Annotated in this window: 10 protein-coding genes, 1 pseudogene and 2 riboswitches; all 11 genes and pseudogenes read right to left on the reverse strand. The window is 53.3% G+C overall.

Going from position 1 to position 11,491, the window contains the following annotated elements:
- Positions 1 to 5 precede the first annotated feature (5 nt).
- A complete protein-coding gene (gene gcvH, locus DPEP_RS00560) occupies positions 6 to 392 on the reverse strand; it encodes a glycine cleavage system protein GcvH (RefSeq protein WP_005658661.1) in 387 nt (128 codons plus the stop codon).
- A gap of 14 nt (positions 393 to 406) precedes the next feature.
- Complete coding sequence (gene gcvT / locus DPEP_RS00565; protein WP_005658663.1) at positions 407 to 1,501, reverse strand: glycine cleavage system aminomethyltransferase GcvT; 1,095 nt, start codon at positions 1,499 to 1,501, stop codon at positions 407 to 409.
- 296 nt (positions 1,502 to 1,797) lie between these two features.
- Positions 1,798 to 1,888, reverse strand: a riboswitch (glycine riboswitch).
- Positions 1,889 to 2,016: 128 nt separating this feature from the next.
- Complete coding sequence (locus DPEP_RS00570) at positions 2,017 to 3,375, reverse strand: alanine/glycine:cation symporter family protein (RefSeq protein ID WP_005658665.1); 1,359 nt, start codon at positions 3,373 to 3,375, stop codon at positions 2,017 to 2,019.
- A gap of 475 nt (positions 3,376 to 3,850) precedes the next feature.
- Positions 3,851 to 5,167, reverse strand: a complete 1,317-nt coding sequence (gene grdB, locus DPEP_RS00580) for a glycine reductase complex selenoprotein B (protein WP_083797469.1) — start codon at positions 5,165 to 5,167, stop codon at positions 3,851 to 3,853.
- A 24-nt stretch (positions 5,168 to 5,191) separates the two neighbouring features.
- Complete coding sequence (gene grdA / locus DPEP_RS00585) at positions 5,192 to 5,668, reverse strand: glycine/sarcosine/betaine reductase complex selenoprotein A (protein WP_083797470.1); 477 nt, start codon at positions 5,666 to 5,668, stop codon at positions 5,192 to 5,194.
- Positions 5,669 to 5,743: 75 nt separating this feature from the next.
- The gene (locus tag DPEP_RS00595; protein ID WP_005658675.1) at positions 5,744 to 7,030 is read right to left on the reverse strand and encodes a glycine/sarcosine/betaine reductase component B subunit; all 1,287 of its coding nucleotides are present in this window, start codon (positions 7,028 to 7,030) and stop codon (positions 5,744 to 5,746) included.
- Between the two features lie 374 nt (positions 7,031 to 7,404).
- The gene (locus tag DPEP_RS00600) at positions 7,405 to 7,800 is read right to left on the reverse strand and encodes a GrdX family protein (protein WP_040382729.1); all 396 of its coding nucleotides are present in this window, start codon (positions 7,798 to 7,800) and stop codon (positions 7,405 to 7,407) included.
- 79 nt (positions 7,801 to 7,879) lie between these two features.
- A riboswitch (glycine riboswitch) is annotated at positions 7,880 to 7,993 on the reverse strand.
- Positions 7,994 to 8,150: 157 nt separating this feature from the next.
- Positions 8,151 to 8,468 (reverse strand): thioredoxin family protein, encoded by a 318-nt coding sequence (locus DPEP_RS00605; RefSeq protein WP_005658679.1) that lies wholly within the window; start codon positions 8,466 to 8,468, stop codon positions 8,151 to 8,153.
- A 156-nt stretch (positions 8,469 to 8,624) separates the two neighbouring features.
- A complete protein-coding gene (locus DPEP_RS00610; RefSeq protein ID WP_198003006.1) occupies positions 8,625 to 9,302 on the reverse strand; it encodes a sodium-dependent transporter in 678 nt (225 codons plus the stop codon).
- Positions 9,303 to 9,475: 173 nt separating this feature from the next.
- Positions 9,476 to 10,522 carry an IS5 family transposase gene (locus DPEP_RS00615; RefSeq protein WP_005658687.1) on the reverse strand — a complete coding sequence of 349 codons (1,047 nt, stop codon included), beginning with the start codon at positions 10,520 to 10,522 and terminating at the stop codon, positions 9,476 to 9,478.
- A 109-nt stretch (positions 10,523 to 10,631) separates the two neighbouring features.
- Positions 10,632 to 11,270: pseudogene (locus DPEP_RS00620) on the reverse strand (sodium-dependent transporter); the annotation flags it as partial.
- Positions 11,271 to 11,491: the final 221 nt, after the last annotated feature.

Genomic DNA, 11,491 nt, shown 5'->3' on the forward strand with positions numbered 1-11,491 from the left:
TCCGACTACTCCAGCCCTTCGCAGTAACTACGATAGGCCTCTTCGTCCATCAGACCGTCCAATTCGGACAGGTCACTCAGTTCCACCAAGGCTATCCAGCTCCCAAAGGGGTCTTCGTTGATCTTCTCTGGCGAGTCCTCCAGATCCTCGTTGACCTCGGTTATCTTTCCGGAAGCCGGAGAGTAGACGTCGTTGGCTCCCTTGACGGATTCGACCACACAAAGATCTCCTCCGGCCGACACATCCTGGCCAACCTCGGGAAGCTCTACGAATACGATATCTCCCATGGCGTTTTGGGCGTAATCGGAGATGCCTACATAGCCCTTCTCTCCTTCTACCTTTATCCACTCGTGCTCCTTGGTGTACTTAAGTCCTGCTTTGATCTCGGCCATGACGTAATCCTCCTCTACTTTTTATAGTTTTTTCTGTAAAAAGGCTTCTTGACGACTTCCGCCGCCTTATCCTTGCCTCTGATCACGACGTTCATCTTTCCTCCGACCTCGGCGGAGCTGGCCTCCACTAGGGCAAGGGCGATGTTCTCCTCCAATGTAGGAGAATAACCTCCGGTTGTAACGTGACCGACCTCTCGACCGTCGACCGATACGGGATAACCGTGACGAGGAACCCCTTTATCGACCATCTTCAGTGCAACCGTCTTTCTCGGAAGGCCTTCGGCCTTCATTTTTCTCAAGGCCTCGGACCCTATGAAATCCGAGCTATCCAGCTTTACGAAGAAGCCCAGTCCGGCCTCCAGCGGGGTGATGTCCCTGTCTATCTCGTGCCCATAGAGGGGGAGACAGGCCTCAAAACGCAGGCTGTCCCTGGCCCCAAGCCCTATCGGCAATATACCGAAAGTCTTTCCTGCCTCCATAATGGCGTTCCAGACCTTAGATCCCTCTTCCCAGTCCACGTAAACCTCGAAACCGTCCTCTCCGGTATAACCAGTACGGGAGACGAGGGCCTTTACCCCTGCCACCGAGACGTTCTCCCTGAAGAAGAAAAAGCCTATATCCGACAGATCGACGTCCACTATGGTCTGAAGGATCTCCTGAGCCAAGGGCCCCTGCAGGGCTACCTCGGCCGTCGAGGGAGAAGCGTTCTCTGCCTTGACGTCCCCAGAAAGGTGGGACTTCACCCACTCGAAATCCTTATCTACGTTGGACGCGTTGACCACCAGCAGGAACCTGTCGTTCGATACCTTATAGACGAGCAGATCGTCGACAACTCCTCCCTCGGGGTAACACATCATGTTGTACTGGACCTGACCGTCGCACATGACGGATATATCGTTGGATACCAGGCTCTGCACGAAAGAAAAAGCGTCCGGACCGGTGATCCAGAACTCCCCCATATGGGAGACATCGAAAAGACCTGCCTTGGTCCTGACGTTTCTGTGCTCGTCCTTTATCCCAGGAGCGTAATGTACCGGTAGCTCCCATCCCCCGAAGTCGACCATCGTCCCTCCTAATGCGACGTGATCTTGAAACATTGGAGTCTTCATATCAGCTTCACCTCCACTGCTCTCGACCGCCTCTGGCGGCACGACGAGGGGTTCTTCCTCGGGCCCTGAGGAAAAACTCCACCTCCGGCTCATGGACCGGAATATTCGTTTTTATAAACAGATATCGAGATAGGAAAGACCTTCCCGATCGACTGTTCGGTCCTGCAATTTAGGACTCCTCAAGGTCGTCGGTTCCAAGGTCATGGATGGTGGGAAAAAAAGACAACCTGGAACCTGACGACAAAGCAAAAGCGTGTCTCTGTCGCACAGCCCCGAGGCGGCGTCTTTCAGAGGTCCGTCCAGCAGAGGTCCTTGTGCCTGAGAGTTTCGGCTCTAAGCCTTGCCCCTTCGGCGTTCGAATATATCGAACTCTCCCACTGCCTTCATCCGGAAACGAAGTGTCTATAGACCATATACATCGCCCAGGGGTCGTTCGTCAAGTTTGGCTAAAGCTTCACAAATAATAATACAAAATACAAAAAAGAGGCGAAGGACATCCTCCGCCTCTAAACCATCTATTTCGTCTTCAAAGTGCCGTCCGACTCGAAATCGTCCAAGGCCCTGCTGACGACCTTCGCCAGCCCGATGAGGGCTATGAGGTTCGGAAGGACCATCAGACCGTTGAACATATCGGCCAATTCCCATACAAGGCGGACCTTCAAAGTGGCGCCTAAAACGATAAACAGCATGACCAGTATCCTGTAGGGGGTCAATCCCTTGGAACCGAAGAGAAACTTTATGTTAGCCTCTCCGAAGAAATACCAGCCTATTATCGTGGAGAAAGCGAAGAACAGGAGGCAGATAGCTATGAAGGGATTACCAAAGGAACCGAGCCCCAGCTCGAAAGCCCTCTGGGTCAGGGCGATACCGGTGGTCTGACCGTCGATAGCACCGGTAGAGAAAATGACCAAAGCGGTCATGTTCAAGACTATGAAGGTATCGATGAAAACGCCCATGATAGCCACCAGTCCCTGCTGGGCCGGATGCTTCACCTTGGCGACGGCGTGAGCGTGAGGGGTGGAGCCCATGCCCGCCTCATTGGAGAACAGCCCTCTGGCCACACCGTAACGAACAGCTTCCTTGACGCCGACTCCGATAAGTCCTCCGGTAGCGGCTCTGGGGTCGAAGGCACCCACGAAGATCATCTTAACGGCGGGGACAAAGTTAGCCGCCTGAGTTATCAGTATGTAGAGACCGCCGAGAAGGTAAAGGACGGCCATGACGGGAACTACCTTTTCGGTAAAGGAGGCTATGCGTCCAATCCCGCCGAAGAAGATCAACGCACCCAGGATGGCGACGCCTATTCCAACGTAGATGGTCGGAATGCCGAAAGCGCTGTTGAAGGCATCGGCTATGGAGTTGGACTGAACCATATTGCCGATGAAACCCAAGGCAAGGATTATCGTTATCGAGAAGAATCCGGCCAGCCATTTGCTACCGAATCCGTCCCTTATGTAGTAGGCGGGACCGCCTGTCACCTGTCCGTGATCGTCTCTGACCTTGTAGGTCTGAGCCAGAACGGCCTCTGCGAAGATCGTGCCCATACCGAAGAAGGCGGCGATCCACATCCAGAAGATGGCGCCTGGTCCACCGGCTGCTATAGCAGTTGCGGCACCGGCAAGGTTCCCCGTACCTACCTGAGCGGCTATAGCGGTAGCCAGGGACTGAAAGGACGTCATACCCTCGGCATCGGCCTTCTCGCCGCAGAGGGTCAGACCTCCGAAAGTCTGCTTGATAACCGCACCGAATTTCCTGATCTGGACGAAACGAAGCTTCAAAGTGTAATAGAGACCGGTACCGCAGAGGAACACGATGAGAAGTTTACCCCAGAGAATTCCGTTGATTGCCTGCACGATGCTCATAAGTTGATCCATAGTAGAAACCTCCTCGTTCCACGAAAGAACATATTAAGTCATTTTTTGTAATTATTTTATATCTTTTTGTTTCATTGACGCTCTCCTCTCTTTTTTATATAAAAATCATCACGAGAGAAAACGACTGAATAGCCCTCTTTTATTCGTCGTTTTCGCCTTCACTTTCTGTATTCTACACCCGTTGGAATGAAAAAAGAACCGTATATTCCATCCACGAGAAAGTCTTGCTTTGGCATAATTTCATTTTTGCCGCAAAATTTAAAAGACACCGATGATTTAAAAAACTAGAGAGATCCTCGTTGGCAAGGAGGGGGTTATGTTTATTTTAGTTCTCCAGCGCAAGGGGTTTTGACGAACGAAATGAGCTGTAGTATACTTTCGCTCATACTCATAAAAAAGGAGAGAGACCCGTAAGGGTCTCTCTCCTCTGTAACAGCTGCGATCCGCGATGTTTATCTTGATTTGAGCTAGGTGACTAGTCCTCGTCCTTGAAGACCGTCTGCTCTGAGACCTCGGTCTCCAGGGCAACGAGAGCCTTGTCCACAAGGTGACGACGAAGCACCTTCTCGTCCTCAGGAGACATGTTGGGGTCTCCCAGAGGGTGAGGTATGGCGACGGTGGGAATGATCCTGTTGGCACCGACGCTGAGGGATATCGGGACGATGGTGGCCATGTGGACCACGGGAACGTCGGCGGTCTCCTCGATAGCCTTCACGAGCGTTGCACCGCAACGCGTGCAGGTTCCTCAGGTGGAGGTCAGGATAACGGCGTCTACGCCGGCTTCCTTCAGCTTATTCCCGATCTCTACACCGAACTTCTTGGCGTTTGCCACGGCCGTGCCGTTACCGACGGTGGTGTAGAAGAGATTGTGAAGGGAACCGATACGTCCCTCTTTCTCCAGATCTCTTAGGACATCCACAGGAAGGACCCTGTCGGCGTCTTGGTTGGCATAGGTCTGATCGTATCCGCCGTGAGCTGTCTGATACTCGCCTTCCTTGAGATCCAGAACCCCGGTGATATCGTACTCGCCGTAGTTCTGAGCGCTGGAAGCGGCGATGTGGTCCGGGTTGCCAAAAGGCACTATACCACCGGAGGTTACAATAGCGACCTTGGCGTGAGCCATATCCTTGATGGCGGGACGGGGATCTACCCTGTCGAACACAGGAAGCTTGTACTCGGTCTTGAAGGGCTCGCCCTTGAGCTTCTTGATCAGCATGTCGATGGCACGCTCGGCGCCGACCTTCTCGTAGAACATATTGATACGGACGCCCTTTTCGATGTATCCTTCTTCCTCGGGGGTCCCGATGGGCTCTCCTTTCATCAGCTTGAGCAGGAGAGAGGCCATGGCGGGCACGGCTTTGCCCATGCCGCGAGCGCTGTCGGCAGCCTCGATAACGTAGGTACCCTTCTTGTACATCTCGGCACCGGGGTTTTCGGGATAGAGAGCGGTAACTGTGGGTATACCCAGCTTCTCTCCGACGGCGGTACATACAGCACCGCAGGCGGTGCCGTAACGTCCGGCGTTGAATCCCGGACCGGCGACGAACCCGTCGGCCTCGAACTTCTTGACGGTCTCGGCCACGAACTCGGAGGTCGAGTCGATGTTGTCGGCGAAGTAGTTGTCACCGCAGATTATGGTAGCGACCACCTCGGCCTCGCCCTTGAAAGCTCCTTTAAGAGCCATACCGGGACCGACTACGCCTTCGCGGACCTCCGGTTTGATGTCTGCCTTTTCCTCCCCGCCGATGCCGGCGAAGAACTGGTTGATGTAATGAACCACACGATAGGTCATTTGTTCCCCTCCTTACTCACAGGGCTACAGGGAGTACTTGGAGTACTGCTCCCGCATACCTTTAACGGCCTCGGCGAGAGCTTCTGGCTCGAGAACCATCTCCATCATACTGATCTGGTTCTCCCACTCCTCCGGGTCTGCCTCTTCGCGGATTTCCTGGTCGAATATATCGTAAACGGCAAGTCCTAACTGGACGCCAGCAAGTGGCCCTGCATAGGTCGGATCTCCGTTGCAAACGGTCTCGGCGTAGATCTCTGCGCCTTCCGCATCGGACGATCCCAGTACGACCACGAGATCCTCGGGGTTGTACTTCTCGGCAGCGTCTTTAACACGCTGCTGGTTCTGCAGGTCCATCGCTCCGGCGGCCGTTCAGACAAAACACTCGGTCGCCGCGAAAATAACCTCCGCGCCGCTGTTCTTGAAGCAGGCCTCCATCGCCGGGGCGGGAACGCCATCGCGTTCGCCCAGAAGGATGAGTTTTTTTCCGGCCAACTTACCCATATCAGCAGCACCTCCTTCTATGCGTAATTATGTTTCCTCAAGTGCCTAAGGCACATGGACGTCGGTGGTAACCTCTTATATGGTGTAAGCGCCGATCTTGTTGAAACCGAGCTCGTTGGTGGCTCCCAGTATAGCCTGGATCTCCACCTCGAGGCTGCCGTCTTCCTGAAGGGTTCCGAAGAAACCTCCGGCGATGACGTCGGCGACGGGAAGCTCACCTATGACCTTCTCCATAGGAGGAAGCATGATCAGCTGATTGGCGTTGCCGGCGGTCACGCAGGCATCGCCCTCGGGGCAGGAGTCGGCCAAAGACTGGCTGGCACCGTCGCGACCGGCATACTCGTCGGTGATGAGAACGGTCTTTATTCCAGCCCTCTCGGCCTTCCAGCAGTTCATCACAAGGTCGGCGTCGGGATTGCCGAAACCTTCCTCTGAGATGACCACGGCGTCGACGCCCAGCATCTTGGCCAGCTTGATCGCATAGGAAGAGCTGCGCTTCTTGTCCGCCAGGGTGACGTTCTCGTTGGTGATGATCACTCCGACGAAGTTGAAATCCTTCCCGTGGTGGGCGTAAAGGTTCTTTATGACGGGATTGTTGAGGTGGACGTAGGTATTGTTCTTATCGCAGGCGGAGACGCAGTTTCCGGAGATGATCGCTCCGTCCATAACCTCGGTAGGGCTGATCATGGTGGGGATTATCTTCTTGGCGTCGACGCCGTATACCCACGTATCGTGAAGAAGGCCCTGAGTCTGAAGCATGTAGACGTAAGCAACCTTGGGAAGACCTTCATGCGCTTTCATGGACTCGGTAAAAGCGGGGAAATCGTAGGTCTCCACGTTATCCGCCACGGCGTCTTTGCAGCACTTGGCGAGATAATGGGCGGACTTCAGACCGACCTCGCGGCAGGCGGCCTCACGGGCGTGGAGCTCGACTCCCTCGTCTGGAGTGATGACGACCACCAGGTTGTTGGTCTTGGAAAAAGGAGTGTAGTCGGCACCGGGACCGGACATGTCCACGATACCCTCCTGAGGGGCTACGAGACGACCGGTGGTCAGTACCACCGCGCCATCCAGGACGAGGGTTTTTCCCTCTCCGACAGGATCGACGTCACCGATCCAGCCGGGGAACACCTCGTTGGTACCTTCTATCTTGCAACGAGGCTCGATAGCGTCTTTCACAGGAAGGATACGAACGTTCTCCCCGGGATGCGCCAGATCCAGGTCGAGATCGGCGACTCCCTCGATACCGGAGAGCATATCGATCATTTCCTGCTTGTTGATGGTGAGGACACCGTCTTTAACGGAGGTCTTCTCACCGAAAACCAGCTTGTTAACCTTCACCTTATGGAGTTCGAGTTTCAAAGCGACTCCCCCCTTCTAAAAATCAACGTCGAACGAAAAGACGAACGACGCGCCTGAAGCGGCGAAACGAACGATACCGCCCGCTCCTCCGCTCACCTTCGTCATGACGGCAAAGCGGCGAAAACGGTACCGAACACCTCGAGGAAGGAGTCCTGGCTCCCGAACCGGGAACCGGAGAGGGCGACTCAACCCCCTAGCAACAGGGAACTCCTCAAGGCTTTCGAGGACCACAAGCATATAGAATTAACGCCCTTGGCCTTAGCCATGACCACATACCTCCTCGCGACACGGGGAAACTGATTCTCAAAGAAAAACCTTTCAAGAGAGATGCCTACCGAGCCACGGTCACCTCCTTTTAGTGATATCACGGATATCTATCGCAGGACGCCCTCTTTGTAGAGGGTTTCTTTCATAAGATCGTAGTCCAAAATGGAACAATCTCTATACATGACTTCGGGAGTCTCATCGGGAATCAGCCATCGGTCCGAGCAGGACAGATAGACCTCTATGGCCTTCTCGACCAAAGACAACGAGGTCTCGTCGACCGCAGGACGAGATTGGTCCATAGGAGCTCGGAGAAACATAGATCGAAACGGCTGATGATAAGGTCTGAAATTTCCGTAGAGAGGATGATTGAGGAGGGTCCAGCCCAAGTGAATGCGATCCCTTGCGGCGACGACTACGTCATAAGCGGAGCCATCCAGGAAGATCAACTCGAGCCCCTCCTGATGAAGAGAGGAAAAAGCGGGATTATTGGTTATAAATACCATACGACAGTTCAAGAACAAACACCCCTATTTTGGAGAAGTTCGTCTCTGTCGTATGGCCTTTTAGCCTATTCCAGAGTAACGTCCCGTCGCAATCCCTTTGCCTGAGAGTTTCGACCGCATACCGGCCTTGCACCTTCGGCGCCTCCATTCCAAGAAAGCATGGATATAGAGAGGTCTCTCTTGCGACGTTCATCCGTACACTTCAGATTGTACCGGAAAAGTACAGGCCGTCAAGGTTTTTTCTGTGAAAAAAATATCTTTATTTTTAGGCTCGTGGAGCAAAACAAGAAAACATTAATTGGGGACGGCCTTAGAAGCCGCCCCCCAATTAAACCGATAAACATTATAAATTACAGAAGCTTCTCGATCTCTGCCTTGATCTGCTCGATAGTCACGGCATCTCCACTCATGCGGGCCTTCTCCTCGCCGCCATTCCAGAAGAGAAAGGCGGGAAGTCCCATAACCTTGTGGGCTATGGCCACACGGCGGTTACCCTGAATGTTAACCTTGCAAAACTTAACCTTACCGTCGAACTCCTCGGCAAGCTTCTCCACTCCGGGCATAAGGGCCAGACAATGGGTGCACTTGGGACCCCAAAAATCCACCACTACGGGAAGATCGCTTTCCTTTACCTCGGCGTCAAAGTTATCCTTATCCAGTTCAATCACGAAGATCAGCTCCTTGTTATCGTTATATAGGGGTAGACTCCATTCCAACAACGACTATTGTACACCAACGACAAGTTCCGTCAAGAGAAAAAGAATATCAAAGACTTAGGGGCCCGGCATGCCGGGCCCCTAGATTCCTACAATTCGGTTATATCGTCACCATTTGAGCCCGGTCACGAAGATGTAGAGGATGGCCAGGGGCGAGACGAACTTGACGAAGATCATCCATATGTCGAATCCGGCGAACACAGGGATCCTGCCGTTTCCAGTGACCTCGTCCTTGGCGACGTCGGCTATGACCCATCCGACAAAGATGGATATCAGCATCCCGCCAAGAGGCATCATTATCTGGTCTGTGAAGAAACCGGCCACGTCCATGAAGTCCTTGCCGGCTATCTTGAGACCGCCTCCGAGGGATATGCCGGAGGGTATACCAAGGAGAAATATCAGCGTACCCATGGTCCAGGCAGCCTTGGCACGGCTCCAGCCTTTATCTATGAAGTAGGCGCAGGCCACCTCCAGAAGGGAGATGGCAGAGGTGAGAGCCGCCACGAAGAGAAGCAGGAAGAACAGGGCAGACCATATCATTCCTCCCGGCATCTGGGCGAATATCCCAGGCAGGGTTATGAAGGTGAGACCAGGTCCCGCTCCTGGCTCGACGCCGAAAGCGAAGACCGCCGGGAATATGACCAGACCGGCGAGCAAGGCGACCATCGTATCGAGGAAACAGACCTGTGCAGCCGCTCCGGGAAGGCTGATGTCCTTCTGAAGGTAGCTGCCGTAGGTTATCATACAGCCCATCCCGAGGGAGAGGGAGAAGAACGCCTGTCCCAAAGCGGCGAGAACCGTACCGGCAGTAACCTTAGGGCACCTCTAGCAACCCCATATTTAGCGGTCTAAGCAGACAAAAAAGCCACAGACCAGAAACAGCGACAAATTAGGCTAAATCAGCGTTAAGATGATTCTCTATTGTCGCTCCGGTGACCTGAACAACTCGGCTTTTACCGTCATTTGGGCACGGCAGATATCGCCCCTGACTTCATCATCAGGAACGAGAATCGAACGATGTTATAGGCCAGGTTTCTCAGTCCTATAGCGGTTGAAGCTCTGGCTTTCCCGATAGTTCGAACTATCAGGTTGCCGGCCTTCATGGTTTGGGCTCCAAAGACGTGCTCCACTCGGCTTCGGACTTTGGATCTTGTTCTGTTACCCTGTTTTTCCCACCACGTGATGGGTTTGCCTCTGTATCCTTTTCGTTGGATCTTCGGTCTGTAGCCTTGTTCCTCAAGCCAAGAGATTTTCTCATGGCTTCTATAAGCTGAGTCGGCATAGACGTCTTTGCTGCTGTTACTGGGATCGATGAGTTCCTCGAATACATTGCTGTCGTGGACCGATGCCTCGGTTACGCTGTATTTACGGATGATCTTGTTCTGAGAGTCGATCTCTATGTGGTTCTTGTAGCCGAAGGAGCTTTTGCCGTTTTTCTTCGTCCACCTGGCATCGGTGTCTTTTTGAGATCTCTTGTTGTCGGGCCAGTCTTCCGGTGGTTCTCCATCCTTGATCTTGCGGTTTTCATCCCGTTTGTTCCTCTGGATCGGGACCTTCACTATGGAGGCATCCACTATCTGCCCTTTTTTTGCCTCGAAGCCGCTTTTACGGATGTGACCGTCAAAAAGATCGAACAGAGGCTTCATCAGTTCCGCCTTGGTCAGCTGCTCCCGAAAAAGCCATATAGTCTTGGCATCAGGGACTTTGGCTTCCAGGGAGAGGCCGAGAAAACGTCTGAAGGAAAGCCTGTCCCTTACCTGAAACTCCATTGCGTCGTCCGACAGGTTGTACAGTGCCTGAAGCACCAGGATCTTGAACATGAGAAGAGGAGGGAAGGGCTTTCTTCCTCCCAGAGAATCCTTCTGTCTGAGCCCTTCGCGGAAGTCCTTCAACGGCTGCTCGAAGATGGACCAGTCCACCGCTTTCTCTATTCGTACCAGTGGATCGTTCACCTTTTCAAGGCTATCGTAGGCTATTTCTTCCGCAAAGAGGCTCCGCTGTTTCAAGGGGATCCCATCCCTTCTCGAGAATTTTTGGTTACAACCGGTATTTTAACATCCCAGCCTAAACAGGGGTTTTTCTCCCTGCCAGTTAGGGGAGTTTTTAGAGATGCCCCTTAGAGAAATCGGGTTTGAGGTAGAATGAGATACCCTCCCCTGCTCCCTCCAGAGTGACGGAACGTCCGATTAGAACTATCAGAAGGATGAAAAGCCCGGGCATGAGGACCTTGCAGTAACGCTCTATCCCCTCGCCGACCCCTCTGTAGACGACCCAGATGGTGATGAACATGAACAGAGCCTGATACAGTATTACCATTATGGGATTGGAGATAAAGCCTCCGAAGGCATCTCCAGCCTGACCGGCTGCGGCAAGCTCCATGAGCCCGGTAAACGAGTGGAGGATATACTTTATAGTCCAGCCTCCTACGACACCGTAGTAGGAGAGGATGAGAGCGCCGCAGGCGAGCCCCAACCAACCTACCGCCGGCCAGGCGCCGCCCTTTATTTTCTTGAAAGAGCCGACCGCGTTGAGCTGGGCGTTACGGCCTATGACCAACTCCGCCAACATGACGGAAAAACCGATACAGGCGACCATGGCCACGTATATTACGACGAAGGCTCCGCCGCCGTTCGTACCCGTAACGTAAGGAAATTTCCATATGTTTCCCAGACCGACGGCGGATCCCGCCGCGGCGAGAATAAAGCCTATCTTGCTTCCCCACTGTTCTCTCTGCTGCTCTACCTGATTCGCCATAAACCCTTACCTCCTTTTAGGGTGAATAATACAGATCCCGAAAAAAATACCCCTCTTATAGACCTACATCGTAACCGGCTCTCGACACCTCCTTCTTCGAGGAAATGATAAACGACGAGACATAAAGAAGACAGAGAACCAAGCAAATTATCTGAATTCGTCGTTTAGATGGATCTGACCGCATTATACACCATAGTATGCATTTTAGAACAGTGGGTTTC

Origin of the sequence: Dethiosulfovibrio peptidovorans DSM 11002 (assembly GCF_000172975.1) — a bacterium.
In the GTDB taxonomy this organism is placed as follows: Bacteria; Synergistota; Synergistia; order Synergistales; family Dethiosulfovibrionaceae; genus Dethiosulfovibrio; species Dethiosulfovibrio peptidovorans.

Coding starts and splice junctions, on each gene's coding strand:
- gcvH (WP_005658661.1), bottom strand. CDS start 392: ATGGCCGAGATCAAAGCAGGACTTAAGTACACCAAGGAGCACGAGTGG.
- gcvT (WP_005658663.1), bottom strand. CDS start 1,501: ATGAAGACTCCAATGTTTCAAGATCACGTCGCATTAGGAGGGACGATG.
- DPEP_RS00570 (WP_005658665.1), bottom strand. CDS start 3,375: ATGGATCAACTTATGAGCATCGTGCAGGCAATCAACGGAATTCTCTGG.
- DPEP_RS00600 (WP_040382729.1), bottom strand. CDS start 7,800: ATGGTATTTATAACCAATAATCCCGCTTTTTCCTCTCTTCATCAGGAG.